18 protein-coding genes are annotated in these 17943 nt (G+C 59.3%); 10 read left to right on the forward strand and 8 right to left on the reverse strand.

Features of this window, described 5'->3' with window-relative positions:
- Positions 1-88: 88 nt before the first annotated feature.
- The 3 genes from C4S72_RS08680 (at position 89) to C4S72_RS08690 (ending at position 3355) form a co-directional block, all read left to right on the forward strand.
- Positions 89-1825 carry a GNAT family N-acyltransferase gene (locus C4S72_RS08680; protein WP_104002619.1) on the forward strand — a complete coding sequence of 579 codons (1737 nt, stop codon included), beginning with the start codon at positions 89-91 and terminating at the stop codon, positions 1823-1825.
- Between the two features lie 70 nt (positions 1826-1895).
- Complete coding sequence (locus C4S72_RS08685) at positions 1896-2588, forward strand: vWA domain-containing protein (RefSeq protein WP_104002620.1); 693 nt, start codon at positions 1896-1898, stop codon at positions 2586-2588.
- Positions 2589-2620: 32 nt separating this feature from the next.
- Complete coding sequence (locus C4S72_RS08690; protein WP_104002621.1) at positions 2621-3355, forward strand: J domain-containing protein; 735 nt, start codon at positions 2621-2623, stop codon at positions 3353-3355.
- Between the two features lie 23 nt (positions 3356-3378).
- On the opposite strand, the gene C4S72_RS08695 is transcribed toward C4S72_RS08690, so the two are convergent.
- Positions 3379-4359 (reverse strand): hypothetical protein, encoded by a 981-nt coding sequence (locus C4S72_RS08695; RefSeq protein WP_146071882.1) that lies wholly within the window; start codon positions 4357-4359, stop codon positions 3379-3381.
- A gap of 169 nt (positions 4360-4528) precedes the next feature.
- On the opposite strand from C4S72_RS08695, the gene C4S72_RS08700 reads away from it, so the two are divergent.
- Together C4S72_RS08700 and C4S72_RS08705 are read left to right on the forward strand one after the other, a co-directional pair.
- Entirely contained in the window at positions 4529-4735 is a 207-nt protein-coding gene (locus C4S72_RS08700) for a dodecin (RefSeq protein ID WP_104002623.1), read from the forward strand.
- 185 nt (positions 4736-4920) lie between these two features.
- The gene (locus C4S72_RS08705) at positions 4921-6303 is read left to right on the forward strand and encodes a sigma 54-interacting transcriptional regulator (protein ID WP_104002624.1); all 1383 of its coding nucleotides are present in this window, start codon (positions 4921-4923) and stop codon (positions 6301-6303) included.
- A 74-nt stretch (positions 6304-6377) separates the two neighbouring features.
- Here the strand turns inward: C4S72_RS08705 and ybaK are convergent, their stop codons facing one another.
- The 3 genes from ybaK to C4S72_RS08720 all read right to left on the reverse strand — a co-directional run bounded on the left by ybaK (position 6378) and on the right by C4S72_RS08720 (position 7846).
- Positions 6378-6854, reverse strand: a complete 477-nt coding sequence (gene ybaK / locus C4S72_RS08710) for a Cys-tRNA(Pro) deacylase (RefSeq protein ID WP_104002625.1) — start codon at positions 6852-6854, stop codon at positions 6378-6380.
- 59 nt (positions 6855-6913) lie between these two features.
- Positions 6914-7522 (reverse strand): hypothetical protein, encoded by a 609-nt coding sequence (locus C4S72_RS08715; protein ID WP_104002626.1) that lies wholly within the window; start codon positions 7520-7522, stop codon positions 6914-6916.
- A gap of 105 nt (positions 7523-7627) precedes the next feature.
- Positions 7628-7846 carry a DUF3820 family protein gene (locus C4S72_RS08720; protein ID WP_104002627.1) on the reverse strand — a complete coding sequence of 73 codons (219 nt, stop codon included), beginning with the start codon at positions 7844-7846 and terminating at the stop codon, positions 7628-7630.
- Positions 7847-7966: 120 nt separating this feature from the next.
- Between C4S72_RS08720 and C4S72_RS08725 the strand changes: the two genes are divergently transcribed.
- Both C4S72_RS08725 and C4S72_RS08730 read left to right on the forward strand, forming a co-directional pair.
- Positions 7967-9355, forward strand: a complete 1389-nt coding sequence (locus C4S72_RS08725) for a class I SAM-dependent DNA methyltransferase (protein WP_104002628.1) — start codon at positions 7967-7969, stop codon at positions 9353-9355.
- Positions 9356-9377: 22 nt separating this feature from the next.
- On the forward strand, positions 9378-10178 hold the full coding sequence (locus C4S72_RS08730) for an MOSC domain-containing protein (protein ID WP_104002629.1): 801 nt from the start codon (positions 9378-9380) through the stop codon (positions 10176-10178).
- 15 nt (positions 10179-10193) lie between these two features.
- On the opposite strand, the gene C4S72_RS08735 is transcribed toward C4S72_RS08730, so the two are convergent.
- The 3 genes from C4S72_RS08735 to smrA form a co-directional block, all read right to left on the reverse strand.
- The gene (locus C4S72_RS08735; RefSeq protein ID WP_104002630.1) at positions 10194-12308 is read right to left on the reverse strand and encodes a tRNA(Met) cytidine acetyltransferase TmcA; all 2115 of its coding nucleotides are present in this window, start codon (positions 12306-12308) and stop codon (positions 10194-10196) included.
- Positions 12305-13042 (reverse strand): hypothetical protein, encoded by a 738-nt coding sequence (locus C4S72_RS08740; RefSeq protein ID WP_146071883.1) that lies wholly within the window; start codon positions 13040-13042, stop codon positions 12305-12307. Before C4S72_RS08740 ends, C4S72_RS08735 begins: the two co-directional genes overlap by 4 nt.
- Positions 13043-13150: 108 nt before the next feature.
- A complete protein-coding gene (gene smrA / locus C4S72_RS08745) occupies positions 13151-13735 on the reverse strand; it encodes a DNA endonuclease SmrA (protein ID WP_160115477.1) in 585 nt (194 codons plus the stop codon).
- A 203-nt stretch (positions 13736-13938) separates the two neighbouring features.
- On the opposite strand from smrA, the gene C4S72_RS08750 reads away from it, so the two are divergent.
- From C4S72_RS08750 to C4S72_RS08760, 3 genes are all read left to right on the forward strand, one after another.
- Positions 13939-14703, forward strand: a complete 765-nt coding sequence (locus tag C4S72_RS08750; protein ID WP_104002633.1) for a hypothetical protein — start codon at positions 13939-13941, stop codon at positions 14701-14703.
- Between the two features lie 34 nt (positions 14704-14737).
- Positions 14738-15352 carry a glutathione S-transferase N-terminal domain-containing protein gene (locus C4S72_RS08755; protein WP_104002634.1) on the forward strand — a complete coding sequence of 205 codons (615 nt, stop codon included), beginning with the start codon at positions 14738-14740 and terminating at the stop codon, positions 15350-15352.
- A 163-nt stretch (positions 15353-15515) separates the two neighbouring features.
- On the forward strand, positions 15516-17252 hold the full coding sequence (locus C4S72_RS08760; protein ID WP_104002635.1) for a DEAD/DEAH box helicase: 1737 nt from the start codon (positions 15516-15518) through the stop codon (positions 17250-17252).
- A gap of 373 nt (positions 17253-17625) precedes the next feature.
- On the opposite strand, the gene C4S72_RS08765 is transcribed toward C4S72_RS08760, so the two are convergent.
- The gene (locus tag C4S72_RS08765) at positions 17626-17907 is read right to left on the reverse strand and encodes a GIY-YIG nuclease family protein (protein WP_104002636.1); all 282 of its coding nucleotides are present in this window, start codon (positions 17905-17907) and stop codon (positions 17626-17628) included.
- Positions 17908-17943: the final 36 nt, after the last annotated feature.

A 17943-nucleotide genomic window follows, 5' to 3' on the forward strand; every position in this document is an offset into this window, starting at 1 on the left:
CGTCACACGGCTGTCACGCCAGCGTCAAGCCGCCGTCACTTGATCGTCTTATCCTCGTCGTCGTCATGTAACAGTGTCGGGACGAGAGATGCAGATCAACGTAGAACAGGTTCTCCTCAGCAAATATCCGGGGTTCGCCACCAAGCCCTCCCCGGTACGCCGCTCCACCCTTTTCTGTCTGCGCCGGCTGGTGCGAGAGAGCGAGATCAACCGCTTTCTGGAAGATAATCGACAGGTTACCGGGTTTGAATTTATCGACCGCGTGCTCGATTACTTCGGCTTCAGCTACAGCGTATCCGCCAAGGAGCGAATCAACATCCCCTCCAGCGGCCGCGTGGTGATCGTCGCCAACCACCCGCTGGGCGCGCTGGATGGCCTGGCACTGCTCAAACTGGTCGGCGAAGTACGCCGCGATGTACGCATCATCGCCAACGATGTACTGATGCACTTCGATCCGCTGCAAAACCTGTTTCTGCCGGTCGACAATATGGGCAAGGGCACGCGCAAAAAAGATATCGCCCGTATCGTCGACTGCCTGCGCAACGAAGAGGCTGTGATCGTATTCCCGGCCGGCGAGGTCTCCCGCGCAGGCTTTACCGGCATTAAGGATGGCCCCTGGAACAGCGGCTTTCTGATGTTCGCCCGCCGCACCAACGCGCCGATTCTGCCGATCCACGTGGGCGGCAAGAACTCAGCCCTGTTTTACGGCCTGTCGACGCTGAAAAAGTCGATGTCCACGCTGCTGCTGGCCCAGGAGATGTTCAACAAGCGAGAGCGCACCCTGCCGATCCGCATCGGTGAAACCATTCCGTTCAGCCAGATCGACACCCTGCCGGTGGCCAGCAAGATCAAGGCAAAACTGCTGAAAAAGCATCTTTACCGCATCGCCCGCAACAAGTCGCCGCTGTTCAAGACCGAAAAAACCATCGCCCACCCGCAGAACCGCCAACTGCTGAAGCAGGAGCTGCGTGACGCCGAACAGCTCGGCCAGACCGCCGACGGCAAAAAGATCTATCTGTTCAACTACCGCAGCGACTCCGCCGTTATGGCGGAGATCGGCCGCCTGCGCGAGGTGGCGTTCCGCTGCGTTGGTGAGGGCACGGGCGCCCGCCAGGACCTGGACAGCTACGACCGTCACTACAAGCACCTGATCCTCTGGGACGAGGACGACCTGGAGATCGCCGGCGCCTACCGCCTGGCCGAGCCGGGCAGCGATCAGTCGCTCTACAGCGCCAGCCTGTTCGCCTATAACGACGCCATGAAACCCTATCTGACGCAGGGTATCGAGCTGGGCCGCAGCTTCGTGCAGCCACGTTACTGGGGCCGTCGCAGCCTGGACTACCTCTGGTACGGCATCGGCGCCTACCTGCGCCGTCACCCGGAGATCCGCTATCTGTTTGGCCCGGTCAGCCTCAGCAACAGCTATCCGAAACGTGCCCGGGATCTGCTGGTCTGGTTCTATCGCCACTACTTCCCTGATACCGAAGGCCTGGGCCGCTCCAACAACCCTTACCTGATCGATAGCGAGACCGATGCCGAGATGCGTCGCATCTTTGATGGCCAGGACTACAGCACCGACTTCGCGATTCTGAGGGCGCAGCTGGAATTTCTCGGCGTATCGGTACCCACGCTTTACAAGCAGTACAGCGAGCTTTGCGAACCTGGCGGCGTCCGCTTCCTCGACTTCGGCGTCGACGCGGACTTCAACTTCTGTGTCGACGGCCTGGTGCTGGTGGACACCGAGCAAGTCAAAGCACGCAAGCGCCAGCGCTATATTGGCGATGTAACCCAGATGGAGCCTCAGCCGGGCAACCAGCCCGACTGATCCGGGGGTATAACTGCCAAGCCACCCGGTCTACACTGACAGCAGATGTTTTGGCCAACCGGGTGGAGTCATGGGTAAATCGCTGAAGCCTGTATCCGACAGTAAAGAGATAGATGCTTTTCTGAACCAGGCAAAGGAACTGGTCCCCAGCACGAGCCAGACGGCAAGGCTGCTCTTCGCCATGGATGCGACTGCAAGCCGCAGCCCGACCTGGGATCAGGCCTGCGGGCTGCACAGCGAGATGTTTCTCGCCAGTGGCAACGACGGCGCGCTGCAGGTACAGCTCTGCTATTACCGCGGCTATCGTGAATTTCATTACAGTGACTGGGTCGCAAAACCCGAAGCATTGTTGAAGGAGATGAACGGCGTCAGCTGCCTCGGTGGCCACACCCAGATCGGCCGCGTTCTCGAACATGCGTTACGGGAGCATCGCAACCACCCTATCAACGTGGTCGTTTTGATCGGCGACTGCTGCGAAGAGCCGCTTGATCCTTTATGCGAACTGGCCGGCGAGATGGGCTTGCTCGGTATTCCCCTGTTCTGTTTCCACGAGGGAGATGATCCCCACGGCCGTCTCCTGTTCGAGCAGCTGGCACGCCTTTCCGGCGGTGTTTTCGCGCGCTTTGATCTGCACAGCGCCGAACGCCTGAAACAGCTGCTCGCCGCTGCAGCGGTGTACGCCACCGGCGGCATTGCCGCACTGGAAAACCTTGCCCGGAACAACCGTGATCTGCTCGCCCTCACCCACCAACTTGAGCGTTGACCCTGCCGATCCATGAATAAAACGGAGACCCTGTGAACCCACTTGGCCTGATACTGCTGGCAATTATCGCCGGTGGCGGACTGCTCTGGCTGAAAAATCAGCCACCTGCCAATCGTACCCGTGCCGCGCTAAAAGTGGCGCTGCTGATGATTTTTCTCGGTCTGCTTTTCCTTGCCATTACCGGCAAGCTGCACTGGCTCGGCGCGCTACTTGCGATCACCCTTCCCTTCGCCCAGCGACTGCTGCCCCTGCTGCTGCGGCTTCTTCCTTTTCTGCAGCGTATCTTCAGCGCTAACCGACGCCGTAGCGGCCAAAGTGGCAAACAATCCAGCGTACGCAGCCAGATGCTTGCGATGACGCTGGACCATGACTCCGGCGCCATGGATGGCGAGGTATTGAGCGGGTCATTGCAGGGCCGCGCGCTCAGCACCTTGCAGAAGGAGGAATTTCTGCAGCTGCTCAAGGAGTGCCGCGCCAGCGATGCCGACTCCGCGAGACTGCTGGAAACATACCTGGACAAGCGCTTTGGCAGCGAGTGGCGGGCCGATGATCAGGACGCCCAGGATCAGAACAGCGATACCGCAAGCAGCGGTAACATGGGTGAGGATGAAGCATTGGAGATTCTTGGTCTCAAGCCAGGCGCCAGCCGTGAAGAGATCATCGATGCTCATCGTCGGCTGATGCAGCGCAACCACCCCGACCGGGGCGGCAGCACCTGGCTGGCAGCGAGGATTAACGAAGCCAAGTCCCTGCTGCTGAAGGATTGAGACCACAGCGTTTCAGCGCGAACTCAGGGCAGATTCACTTCCCGCTCCTGCGGCCACTGCAGCGGCACACCGGACCTGACCAGCTGCAGCCCACGACCGAAATTGGGATCGTCGGTAAGCAGGCGGATGGAACCATCCTGCTCTACCGACCAGAGCAGCGTATCCTCGTTGCCACCATCGCCCTCGGTCTCCACCAGCAGGCGGCCGCTGCTCATACGGCGCCAATGACCGGTACGCACGTCGAGCGACTGATCTTCGGTATGATTATCGATCAGCAGACGGGCTCGACCATCGGCGCGCAACAGCAGGTAGAGATCGCGCAGATAGGTATCCGGCGGCGTCGAATAGCGTGACGCCAGATCGAGCCTCCCCAGGTCGCCGTAGCGGGCACACCCCCGGAACAGCTGCCCCTCCAGGTAGAGCTCTGCAGTGAGGAAATACCAAGTATCGGCGGTATCAAAGCAGGGCCGTTTGAACACCATAAGCTCTGCATTAAGGGTATTCCGGCCCCTCTTAACATCACCGCGCCAACGCCAGGTGTTGCCGTCACGGATAAACTGGAGATCAGTGAAACCCAGGGTGCGCAAGCGCTCCGCCTCCCTGAGCACGAACTTAGTGTCGCTGAGATCGGCCACCCAGTTCGGGCTGACGCCAAACGCCCTCAGCGCTGCACCTTCGATATGCTCACGACAGCTATTCAGATCACCGCCGATCACCCGCGGCTGTAACAACTGCCAACCAACAGGGCTATGCACACCCCAGCCTTCAACATAAACGGCCAGCCCCTCTCGATTCTGGGTCGCTTCGGCATATTGTTCGGTCAGCACCCTGGGCGGTGCTTCCTGGCTGTACCACTGGCGGTCACGACAGAGACGAAAACTAAACTCCCCCCCCTCCTCGGTGACCAATCCGCGCTGGTAAAACAGCTCTCCCTCTATCTCGGGTTTGAGCTGGCACCCGGTTAGCGCCAAGGCAAGGATCAGGGTTGAAACTCTAATGCGCATCCTGCGGTTTTAGCCTTCTATAATGTTTGTCTGGATCATAGGCACTGCGGCTTTGGGACTCAAGAAAAGCAAAAAACTTCGCTGTCGCTGATTTGCGTCTATACTACAAAAGTCGGGAGGCCTAAACTTGGCTAATAAACGTTAAAACGTTACATTAGAGGGGCTCGATATGTCCGAACATAGCTACCAGATTATCGAGATCGCAGGTTCATCCACCAGCAGTTATGACGACGCGATTCGCGGTGCAATTGCCGATGCGGCAAAACAGCACGAACATCTGAACTGGTGGGAGGTCAAAGAGATGCGTGGTCATATTCAGGACGGCGCCATAGCTCACTACCAGGTTGTACTGAAAGTCGGTTTCAGGATGGCCTGACCTGACAAATCCTTTATTGTTAAAACCCGGCCAGGATAAAGGATTATCCGGCCTGAAGCCCGTGGTGCATCGTTGATCTACGACAAGCCAGATAAACAAAACGCACCGACGGAAATTTCAATGGAACTGAAACAGTTAGTTCATCGTCATACGGTTGTTTCGAATGCCGTATCAGGAGCCCCAAGATGACCCCTAGCCCACATGTTTTGCTGGTAGATCAGAATCCGGATCAGCTCCGGCTACTCGACGAATACCTCGTTGAAGCCGGTTACCGGGTCTGCAAGGCCAGCAGTGGTGACGAAGCGATCAGGCAGCTGGATGCACAGACCCCTGAACTGGTTATCTGTGATCTGCGGGCAACCGCAAAAAGTGGTCTGACACTGAGTGAACACATCCATCAGGACAACCCGGAAATCGCCCGCATCCTGATTATCAATCAATCCGTGCTTCCCGAAGCGCTGGAAGCAACTGCACAGGGCGCTTTCGGTATCATTACGCCGCCCTTCGACAAAGCACACCTTATTGACACCGTACGCGCCGCCCTGGACACCGCAGTTCAACGCCGCGATCAGCGCTGGCGCGCCGACATCATCGGCCGCAGTCCGGTGATGGAACAGCTGCTCGACCAGGCCCGTCGCGTGGCTGTATCCGATGTAAATCTGATCATCAGCGGACAAACCGGCAGCGGCAAAGAGCTGCTGGCTCAGGCGATCCACCACGCCAGTGGACGCTCCGAGCAGCCGCTGGAAGGACTCAAGTGCGACAACATGCCGGAACAGATGCTCGAATCTGAGCTTTTCGGCATCCGCCGCGGCGCCTTTGACGGTGCCGACAAGGATCAGCCCGGGCTGCTTGAGCGCGCTCGCGGCGGCACACTGATCCTGAACGAGATCTGCGACCTGACGCCACGCCTGCAGGTAAAACTGCTGACCGCTCTGGAAAACAGCCGGGTACGCGGTAACGATGGCAGCCCTAGCCTGGACGTCAGAATCATCGCCACCTCGCAGCGCAACCTGGAACATGCGATGCTGAGCGGCGAGCTCAACGACACGCTCTACTACATGCTGAGCACCGTCAGCCTGGAAGTGCCTGCCCTGCAGGAGCGCGCAGAGGATATTCCACTGCTGGCACGACACTTCCTCGCACTGGAAGCCAAACGTCAGGGCCGCCGGGTACGCAACCTGTCACCGGGCGCGATCCATCTGCTCGGGCTTTCAGCCTGGCCCGGCAACGTGACTCAGCTGGCCAAGGTGATCAGCCAGGCGGTGTCAAAAAGCACCTCCCCGGTTATCTCCGAGGCGCTGGTATCTGAAGCGATGGATCATCAGGAAAGGGTTATCCCATCGTTCAACGATGCCCGTGCAGAGTTTGAACGCCGCTACCTGATCAAGCTGCTGCAGATTACCGAAGGCAACGTGACCCATGCGGCCCGTATCGCTGAACGTAACCGTACCGACCTGTACAAGCTACTCGGCAAACACGACCTGGAGCCTGCGCGCTTCAAGGTCCGCCGGACCCGCAAACCGGCGCGCGCGCGCCAGGTGGCCCGTACCGGCACCCAGGGTTAATGCCCAGGTTTGTCGGTACTAGCTGCTGGTACTGCTAACAGTAAAAGGTGGCGGACGCCAAGCGTTTACCGCGGTTAACGCTTGGCGAGCGGTGCCTGTAGACCAGAGGTCAACTCAAGCAGCACAGAGGGCGCCAGCTCGATATCGAGCCCACGACGCCCACCACTGACCAGAATACTCGCCTGACCGGCGGCGCTTGCATCAAGCACCGTCGGCAGGCGTTTTTTCTGCCCCAAAGGGCTGATGCCACCCACGATGTAACCGGTCGCACGCTGGGCATCGTCCGGCTTGGCCATCGCCACTTTCTTCACTTTCAGAGCTGCAGCCATCGCCTTTAGATCAAGGCTCAGGTCGACAGGCACGATTCCCACTGCCAGCCGCTTGGAGTCACCCTCCATACTGACCAGCAGCGTCTTGAACACCTGCTGCGGCGGGTAACCCAGTTTCTCTGCCGCCTCCAGGCCATAGGCGGGAGCAGCGGGGTCATGCTCATACTCATGCAGGATAAATGCCTGGCCCGATTTCTCGAGCAGTTTAATCGCTGGTGTCACCGTTCATTTCCCTAATCAAACACTTCACTGATGGAGCAGGCAGCTGATCCAACCGGCACCTAGTCAAACAGCCCCAGGGCGCGATCGGTCAGGTCGATGACATCCAGCACTGTGCCCCGCCCTTCCATGACACGCACGATTCTATCGCCGATGCGCAGTAATTCGATGCCGTCATCACGGCCGGTAATTCTGTTAAGCAGGTCCGACGGCAGATGCTCGGCATGACGGTAAAGATAGGGATCGATCCGGTCACCGACGATCAGTTTGTCACGCCAGCCTGGAGGCAGATCACCACCCCGGCGCAGCTTTTTCTGCAGCCCGGGCGGCAGTGCCTTATAACGATGACGCTCCGGCTCATAGGTTGCGCCGTAGTGCCCCTGCAGAATATCGCGCAGGAGGCGATCCCGGTCGCGATCAGAGAGACGGTAACGATCGTAGTCGTAGTCGTAGTAACGATCCCGGTCTCTATCGCGATCCCAGTCTCTGTCACGGTCACCGCGGTCATAGTCGCGACCTCGATCCCCGTCATAATCCTGATCGCGTTCATCGTATCCCTGATGCTGCTGCGGGCCTCCCTTGCCCTGCTGTTTGTCTTCAACCCACTGCGGCTTTTCCGCCATGACCGGCAATGCGGTAACCAGTAGCGCTGTCATCAGAATACGTTTCATCAACTTCTCCTGTTGCCACAAATAGTGCCACTCTCTCTAGCGACTCACTTTAGCCGCTTAGAGGTTTCAGCCTAGTCTATGCCGGCTTAACCTCGGCCAAACAACTCAGCGCCGCCGCAAAGGCTCCAGCACCGACTCAAGGCCGTTCAGCTTGATCTCATAAAGCAGCGCCAGACGCTCACCCAACTTACCCTCGGGGAACCCCTTACCTGCAAACCAGACCAGATAAGGCTCTGGAAGATCCAGCAGAACCCGCCCCTTGTATTTACCAAACGGCATTTTCATTGTTACCAGATCGACCAGTACCTGGTTATCCAGTTCCATATATTCCCCTTACTTAATCAGCGGAGCCGGGACTGGAAAAAAAAGCCCGCGCCAAGGTAGTATCGCCGTCGAAGCAGAGCAAGCACACCCGTCACAAAACCGATTCGACAGTTTACCCCGATGACAGCACCCAGCCCGTTACAACAGGCCCTGATGCTGATGCAGCAGCAAGCCTACCCCAGCGCCGAGGCGATCTGCCAGCAGCTCCTGGCCAGAAACCCCAAAGATTTCAATGCCCGCCACCTGCTGGGCGTGATAAAGATGCATGCCGGCAACCCGCTCTCAGCCTGCAAGGAGCTGAAACGCGCCGCCGAACTGCCAGTCGCTGAACGCTTTCGCGCCCAGGCACTGAACAATCTTTCACTGGCACTGAAACAGCGCAGCAGGTTCGACGAAGCGCTCAGGGTGCAAGAACAGGCACTGACGCTGGTCCCCGACGAGGAATCCTTTCAGATCAACCGTCTTTACCTGCTCGAGGTACTGGAGTCCTGGCCAGCGATTATTCACACGCTGCAGCAACACCCCAGCCTCAACCCGATTGATGAGCTTCAATGCCTGTTTGCGCGTGCCGAGCGCCACAGCGGCGCCACCGAGAAGGCGCTCGCCAGGATGGACTGCGCGCTATCAGAGGACGACTCCAACCTGGAAACTCTGGGCGAATACTGTCTGCTGCTGAGCCTCAGCGGGACACCACTGGCGCCAGAAAAACTCGCCAGCCTGACGATTGAGCAACTCGAATCGGTAGCCGACTACCTGGCGGAAGAAGGTTATCTGAATACCGCCCTGCCGCTTTATAGCCGGCTGCTTGAGCTAGACCCAAAGCATGCCGCCGCCCGCCACATGGTCGATGCAGCCACCGGCGAACTTGCGGAACATGCGCCCGAGCAATACGTACGAGACCTTTACGACACCCATGCCGAGCAGTTCGAGCAGCAGCTGGTCGACCGCCTCGGTTACCGCGCCCCGGCGATGCTAAGCGATGCACTGACACAACTGCTGCCCCATCACCTGAGCCGCGTGGCAGACCTGGGCTGTGGCAGTGGTCTGCTGGGCCGCAGCCTGCGAAAGGCGTTTCATATTGAGGAGCTGAGCGGTTGTGACCTGTCGGCGGGAATGCTCGACGAGGCGCGTAAACAGGGCGGCTACGACCTGCTTGAACAGGCAAACCTGCTGGACTGGCTGAGGCAACAGAAGCAAGAGCAACAACCGCTGCAACTGATCTGTGCCACCGACGTGCTGATCTATATCGGCGATCTGGGAGCGGTGATGAAGGCCGTACATCAGGCGCTGACAGCGGACGGCACCTTTGCCTTTACGGTCGAGGCCGCCGAAGAAGATCTGGAGCTGGCGACCACCGGGCGCTATCGTCATAGTGAAGCACATCTGCGCCAGCGTGCTGCAGAAGCTGGCCTTGAGGTGATCAGCTGCACCCGCTTCCCGCTGCGTGAAGAGCAGGGCAGGATGCAGACCGGGCTGATGGTGCTAAGCCGCAAACCGGCATCAATATAAAACAGGAACTGAAGGGAATCCCATGTCTAAACCCAGCGTCAGCGGACTTTATATCTACCCTATTAAATCCGGCGCGCAGATCGCCCTGCCCTCGGCCTGGACAGAAAGCCGTGGCCTGGCGATGGACCGGCGCTTTATGGTCTGCGACCCGGAAGGGATGTTTATCACCGCGCGCCAGGATCCGAAGCTGCTCAACCTGGTATCGACGCTGGTCCATGACGGTCTGATTCTCAGCGCGCCCGGCAAGCTGCCGCTCTATCTGCATTACGACCAGATCGACACCGATCGACGCCAGGTAGAGGTCTGGAGCGACATTCTTGCCGGACGCCGCTGTCCTGAAGCGGTTGACGAGTGGCTCAGCGACTACCTCGGCAAACCTGTGCACCTGGTCTACAACGACCCGGAAAGTTACCGCGTAGCCGGTCGCGCCGCCGAACGTCCGGTGCTTTTTGCCGATGGTTATCCCATCCTGCTCACGAACGAAGCATCGCTACAGGCACTGCGCGACGAAGGCCCTGCAGAAACAGAAATGCGCCGTTTCCGCCCCAACCTGGTGATCAAGGACGCACCGGCCTGGGCGGAAGATAACTGGAAGCGAATCAGAATCGGCGAGGTTGAGCTGGAACTGGTAAAACCTTGTGAACGCTGCGTATTGATTACCCGGGATCCTCTCACCGGCGAAAAATCACCGAAATCCGAACCGCTACGCACCCTGGCGCGCATCCATCGCAGCGAAGATGGCCGCGTCTGTTTTGGCCACAACCTGATGGTAACCAAACCGGGTCTTCTGGAAGTCGGCGCCGAGGTTGAACTGCTCGCCTGACCAGGCCCTCCAGGCTCAGGTTAAATCGAGGAGCTGCACGGTCAGCTCCCTCAGCCGCGCCAGCTGGGCTTTGCGCCCGCCTGCCCAGTTCAACTGCTCTGCCGGGGTCTGGCGCCAGATCCGCTCCACCAGCAAAGCCTGATCGGGCAGCTCTATTCCGAGCTCGGACCAGCGACCGACACTCAAACGCAGCAGCTTATCCAACGCCACCAGCGAACTTTCCAGGGAACGCTGGTAAAACGCGAAGCCCTGAAGCAACTGTCTGTCCAGTGCATCAAGCTCCAAAGGCTGCAAAGCATCGAATAGCGGTGGCAGCAACTCCACCGACAGAGCCTTCAGAGTGCCATTCAGACGGTAACGCAGTGCATCCGCATAGCGCCTGCGCATGCCCGGCAGCCAGGCCTGCGCTCGCGACGACAGTGCCCGCAGTTCAAGCACCGCGTGGGAACCGGACACCGGGTCGTGCCGATCTCCGACCCTTACCGGCACGAAACCGCAGCCTTGCCAGTAGTTAAGCAGCGCGGGGGTCGCTGCAAAGCTGGCACCGATATAGTCCACACCCTGCTGCTGCGCGCTGGTAACCAGCCACTGCAGCAACCGGGAACCCAGCCCATGGTGCTGACAACCGGGATGCACAGCGATACGTACGATGCGCCAGGCACTCCAGGACGCGACCTCAAGCACACCCTCGTGGGCGATCAGCGCCTGAGGCAACAGATGCCCGGTAGGCCGGCGCACACCCTGCCAGACGCCCTGTGCCAGGTCGTCAGATAACTCCCCTTCCCTGGCGACCAGCGCACAACCTAACAGCTCGCCCTCGGCACGCAGCAGGCACAGATCCAGGTTCGGGCTGTCAAGAAGCACCCGGGCATCGCCGGGCGTAGTGCGGTAGTGCGCCAGCACCAGTAATCCGAACAGCTGCCGCAGCAGGGGCTCATCCTCGGTCAGGCGATCCCGATCCAGCCACTCCATAGACAGCACAGAGCCATCACCGCTCAGGACCGGCGGTTCAGCATCCACATCCAGCAACAGCAAACGCGACAGCGACCGCTCCAGCGGATCACCCGGCGCCCAACGCACCGGGGTTTGTAGATGAATCTCGGCCACCTCTGGCGCCAGCGCACGCAGCTCAGCCATAAATCTCAGCGTAAAACCACGGCCATTACCCTCGTAACCGTGCTGAGTAGTGGCGAACAACACCCGCGAGTAGCATCGACTGAGCTGCGCCAAAACCGGCGTGGCAATAGCCGCGGCCTCATCAATAACCAGCAGATCCGCCGTCAGAGGGACCTCGGCCAGCTCGGCAGGCGCCCGGTACTCCAGGCGCAGAGAACCCGCCTGGCCGCTATTGCCCTGCCACTCGATCGGCCCGAGCAGGGCTTCGATACGTTCAAACAGTGCATCCAGCGCGGCTCGGGACGGCGCCGTCAACGCGACTTTTAGCGGTTTCTGCTGCGCTTTAAGCGCTAAAGCCAGCCCCAGCGCAGCACTCTTGCCGCGCCCACGGTCTGCGCTGAGCACCTGCTTGCAGCGGCGCTGAGCCAGCGCGCGCAGCAATCTGTCGACGGCACGCTGCTGATCCTCACTCAGATATGGCGCCTCAGCAGCAACCGGAGGAGAGAGATCCGGCCAGTTCGGCTGCCCTACCCCCGAAGCGCTCCACTTCACCACGGCAGGATCCGCATCGAGCATCCTTACCACCCGGCGCAGATAACGCGGCTCCAGCTGTTGCGGAGCCCAGGGCTCAACACTCAACTGCCGGTATTCGGGATCGTTAAAGCCCGGCCACGACCCGGAATCCGGGGCCAGAATGACAAGCCAGCCGCCAGCGGCCACAGTGCCGGCGATCTGAGCCAGGGTGTTGGGGTTAAAACCACTGTAAGCATCGAAAACAATCCAGGGGTGAGTCTGCCCAAGAATTTCTCCGGCGCGTTTCAGCGGGCGGTATTCAATATCAGCACCCAGGTCCCGGTTACTGAAAACCAGTCCGGAACCCGTCGATGCCAGACTGTCGATCAGCCGCGGAAGATTTGCCGCACAAAAAGATTCATCGCCGGCCAGCCAGAGCAGGCCCCGGTGACGACTAAGGACAAGCCGTCGTCCTAGACGGCCAAAGACACCATCGATCATGAGCTAAAAGAGGGGTTAAAGGCATCGAGCTCGACACTTTCGGCACGGTAGGCGTAGCTGCCTGGAGCCTGATCCCGAACTTCATCGATCAAGTGCAGCAACTGCGCACGGATACTCTCCGGCGTCAGGTCATTGTTCGGCTGCAGGGTGCAGGCGGCAAGGCGCACTTCAACCTGCTCGCGGCCAAGCAGTCTCTCGGCGTTCGCGATACAGCGCTCCGCGAGGCGTTCTGCCTGTTCGTTGGTGCTCGGTAACAGCAGCTCGATCTCACCGCGATCATTGAGACCAACCAGATCTCCCGGGCGCGAGACCTCATCGGTGAGCATCAACGCCAGCCGTACACGGCAGGCCGCCAGCGTAACCGGATCAGGGCATTGAAGGTCAAATCGCATCAGGGTCAGGGGGGCAAATTCACGGACCGCACGGCGGCACTCGGTGCCCAACACCCGCGAAAACCACTCAGGCAGCGCGGCGCCGGTATCCGGATCCGTCACCCGTTGGGTAATCAGCGAATGCTGCAGCTCATCCAGGCGAGCGCTCTGCTGATCGATCAGGCGACGCACACCTAAAACCTGAACCAGTAGCAGGACCAGTCCCAGACCTGCAAGCAGCATCAGCAACAGGGACAAACCCAGTATCAAAGACACCAGGAGCAGTGCCAACAATACAAGCCCCAGAGCCAGAGACAGCAGGGTCAGCATTCGCCGTTGAAGCTGAGTGGTCCGGGAATCCATTGTTGGCTGTCTATCCTTCGCTAAGCTGCTGGCGGTGATAAGTTTCTGGCAATAAATAGTTGCTGGCAGTAAAGCGTTTTTTCCAACTGACTGCAATCAGGCGACAACTCAGCTGCGGCCGTTCTGGTGCCTTTCGAGGTTTTGCTGCCGCTGCTGGCTGTTTTTACGCAGCATCACGTAGATGGCGCCAGTGCCACCCTGCTGCGGCTGCGCGGAGTGATAGGCCATCACCTCGTCGAGCGCTCGCAGCCAGATATCCAGACAACTTTTAACCCGGTTAGCGTGGCTGTCCGAATGGCGGCTGCGGCCGAAGTTGACCAAGACCGTGCGTATCCCGAGGCCGACGCACTGCTGCACAAACTCCACAAGCTCATCGGCACACTCCGCCAGGCCCTTATGCATCAGATCGAGGCGGGCATCCACGGTGTAACGCCCCAAGCGCAGATTACGGTACACCCCTTCCTGCACGCCATCGCGTTTCCACTCGATGGGGTCCAGCGGATCCAGCAGATATTCCGGAGTCAACGGCATACGCTCATCGCTACTACCCCCAAGGGCCGCCAGCCGGCGGGCACGGTGTTTGGGGTCGTGACGCGGGCGCGCGCTGCCATAGCTATGCACACGCTGCGGCGATTTGATTGGCCTGACACCATCGGCTTCCATCAATTCGAAGAACTCTTCATCTTCTCTCATGGCAGGGGCCCTCCGTCTGTTCAGTTGCGCGACCAAGATAACTCCATTTTGGTGGCCCGGGCCAGCCCGGAAAACGCCAAGCAACTTTTCCGCGCCGACAAACTCCATTATGGTGATCAGAAGCAGTCGCCGGGGAAATTAAAAACGATTTCATACTCCCCTATACGGCGACTCCCGAAAATGGACCTTATTCGGATACCCTCATGCAAAAAATAGCCGCTGCCGTAATTCTCGTTTTAGTTTTGGGAGGTGCTTATCTGTTCTGGTCCAGCGACCAGCAACCCGCGCCGACCGCCACCGATGCCGAAACGGAGGTTTCACCCGACACCGCTGAGGTGGCACGCTCCCATATCGAGACCCTCACCAGCAGCAGTGCCATGAGCGCCATCGATGTGCGCGATGCTAACGCCTTTGTCAGCGGCGAGCAGATGCTGACGCTGCCGGGCTCCGCAGAACAGGCGGCGATAGAAGCGGGTGAAGAGAGCGGCGGCGCCAGCACCTACGCAGTAGACCTGGGCCTGGCCGGCACCACCGCGGACACCTCCAGCAGCGCGCTGTCGCAGCTGAACCGGATGCGCCTCAAAGAGATACTCAACTCGCCGGAAAGCAATCCCAGCGATGTGTTCTATATTCACTCGGTGGACAGCTACGACCGCCAGGGACTCTGGGGCATCATGCAGGAAGGGCTCACCAAGACCTTCGCCCAGGGCATCAAGCTGAGCTCCAACAGCCGTACTCTAAGCACCACCATTCCGGGAGATGCGGATGAGAAACTTGCTGACAGCTCCAGCTCCTTCCTTGGCCATATTCTGGACCAGAAGGTAAAAGACAGCCTGATTTACAACTATGACCAGGGGCTGCTCGGCCAGGACCCCAACCTCATTCAGCCGGGCCAGCAGCTACTGATTATCCGTTTCAGCGAGGATGAGCTGATCCGTATTTATAACTACTTCGCCGCGCAGGAATGAGTTCACTGCAGCGGCCAGATGTCAGGAGTACACCTTGATCGATCTATATACCTGGGGGACCCCAAACGGCAGGAAAATATCGATTATGCTGGAGGCGTGCCGACTGCACTACAACGTGCACCCGATCGATATTCAGGCGGGCGCGCAGTACAGCGAAGAGTTTCTGCGCATCAGCCCCAATAATAAGATTCCTGCTATTGTCGACGAGGATGGCCCGGGCGGAGAGCCGATCAGCCTGTTTGAAAGCGGCGCCATCCTGATCTACCTGGCGGAGAAAACCGGCCAGTTTCTTTCCGACTCCCCCCTGCAGCGTTACAAAACCCTGGAGTGGCTGATGTGGCAGATGGGCGGCTTCGGCCCCTTCCTCGGCCAGGCTCACCACTTCAACCGTTTTGCCCCCGAACAGATCCCATACGCCATGGAGCGCTACACCAAGGAAGCGCAGCGACTCTGGGGCGTGCTGGACAAGCAACTCAGCGGCCGCGAGTTTGTTGTCGATGAACTCAGCATCGCTGATTTCGCCATCTACCCCTGGGCCTGTCGTTACGAATGGCAGCACGTAGACACCAGTGACTTCCCCAACGTCAAAGCCTGGATGGACAAAATGGCCGGACTGCCCTTCGTAGAGCGCGGGATGCAGGTACCCTGAAGATACCCCACAAAAGAAGCTGAATACTTTTTAACCAACAAATAACCCAATACATTGGACTTTTGGCGCATCCATGCGTAGTATGTGCGCCTTTCCTACTGGCAACGCTGCCTGATTGATCCTGCAGCAACGCCTCATCTCGACTCAGGTATACAATCACAGCATGTCAAATACTGATGCTCCCACCTCTTTTGGTGATCTGGGACTTTCATCCCCTATTCTTCAAGCACTGGCCGAAGTCGGCTACGAAACACCTTCCCCCATCCAGGCAGGTTCTATTCCGCCGCTCCTCGAAGGTCGTGACATCCTGGGCCAGGCCCAGACAGGTACAGGTAAAACTGCGGCGTTCGCTCTGCCACTGCTGCAGCGTATCGACACCTCCAAACAGCACCCGCAGCTGCTGATTCTGGCGCCGACCCGTGAGCTTGCGCTCCAGGTTGCTGACGCCTGTGAAAAATACGCCCGTCATCTGACCGGCCTGCGCACCCTGTCCATCTATGGCGGCCAGGGCTATGACAGCCAGCTGCGCGCTCTGCGTCGCGGCGTTCAGGTAATCATCGGTACTCCGGGCCGCGTTATGGACCACGTACGTCGTGGCACGCTGGAACTGGATCGTCTGCAGACCCTGGTTCTCGACGAAGCCGACGAAATGCTGCGCATGGGCTTCATCGATGACGTTGAGTGGATTCTGCAGCACACCCCGCCGCAGCGTCAGATCGCACTGTTCTCGGCTACCATGCCGTCCGTGATCCGTCGCATCGCCGACAACTACCTGCAGGACCCGGCGCTGATCAAGATCGCCGCCCAGACTGCGACTGCCAGCACCATTCGCCAGCGCGTCTGGACCGTTCGCGGCATGAGCAAGATGGCTGCCCTGACCCGCCTGCTGGAACTCGGCGAACACGACGCCAGCCTGATCTTCGTACGCACCAAAACCGCGACCGAAGAGCTGGCTGAAAAGCTGACCGCATCCGGCTTCCCGGCCGCGGCCCTGCACGGCGATATCGCCCAGCAGCAGCGTGAGCGCGTGGTTGAAAAACTCAAGCGCGGCGAACTGGACGTGGTTATCGCTACCGACGTGGTAGCCCGTGGCCTGGACGTTGAACGTATCAGCCACGTTATCAACTACGACATCCCTTACGATGCCGAGTCCTACATCCACCGTATCGGTCGTACCGGCCGCGCCGGTCGTCAGGGTGACGCCATCCTGTTTGTTGCTCCGCGCGAACAGCGCCTGCTGAGCCAGATCGAGCGCACCACGCGCCAGCCGCTGGAACAGCTGAAGCTGCCGACTGCGAAAGAGATCAACGAACTGCGCATGGAGCGCCTGAAGCAGCGCATCCTGAGCGCAGCCGAAAGCGCTAAAACAGAGCAGTTTGCCCAGCTGATCGCCACCCTGACCGAAGGCGAAGACGCGATGGAGCCGGCCAAGGCCTGCGCCGCTGCACTGTCTCTGATGTACAGCGAGCAGCCTTTCCTGCTGGACGAAAACGAGCCGGATCCGAACGAAGTACGTCAGCGTCGTGAGCGCAGCGAACGCGGCGAACGTCGTGATGACGGTCAGTCACGCCGCGCTAAGCCGCAGCGCAATGCGCCGCCGGCCGATGGCATGGAACGTTTCTGGATCGGTGTAGGCCACCAGCACGGCGTTAAGCCGGGCAACATCGTTGGCGCTATCGCTAACGAAGCTGGCCTGGAAAGCCGCAGCATCGGCCGCATCAATATCAGCGATGAGTTCAGCACCGTCGACCTGCCGAGCGGCATCAAGGACGACGCCATGCAGACTCTGCGTCGCGCCCGCATCTGCGGCCAGCGTCTCGATATTCGTCCGTGGATGGATAAGGGCGCACCCCGCAAGGGCAGCAACAGCGGCAAGCGCAGCTTCCAGAAGCGCGGCTGAGCCGAAGCGACTTTAAGCTAGAAGCGAAACATAAAAAGGGGGCATCCCGCCGAGATGCCCCCGTTTCGTGCCGGAAAGATTCCGGCTAAAGACCATGCTTAAGCATGGAGGATATGGATGCCTGCTACTCACCACACCTGTTGTGTGTTGGTACAAGGGCAGTATAGCCACTCTCCCTGCAACCGCCCCTTCATCGGACGGTCATTTCCCTGAAAGATTTTCAACGCCCCGCGCGATTTGCCAAAGCGGTTTAATTCAGTGTCCGAGATACTGCAATTACGTCCGCGTCTGATAACGTTCAGGCCAGTTTTAGACCCACCGCTACCCTTGCCCACCCTCTCTGCTGCAATCCAACCTTTGCGCCAGCGGCGCCCTAAACCATCAACTCTTCCGCACTTACCCTATAGTCTGATATCAGCCTTAGCTTTGCAGGACGTCGTAACTGCTTGATGGCGTACTCGCGCTTCAGCGCCACTGATCGATCTGCCTGAGACTCCGACCAGACCAATTGCACCGGCCTACGAACACGGGTGTAGCGCGCGCCCAGACGGTTGCATTCATTATGCTCCCGCACGCGCCGCTTGAGATCTGTGGTCACGCCGGTATAGAAAGTATCGTCGGCACAACGCAATATATAGACATACCACTGCTGCATACCCAAGAGTTTGCCAGCATCCCTTGCTGGCCGCCA

This window comes from Marinobacterium lutimaris, assembly GCF_900108065.1.
Lineage (GTDB): Bacteria > Pseudomonadota > Gammaproteobacteria > Pseudomonadales > Balneatricaceae > Marinobacterium_D > Marinobacterium_D lutimaris.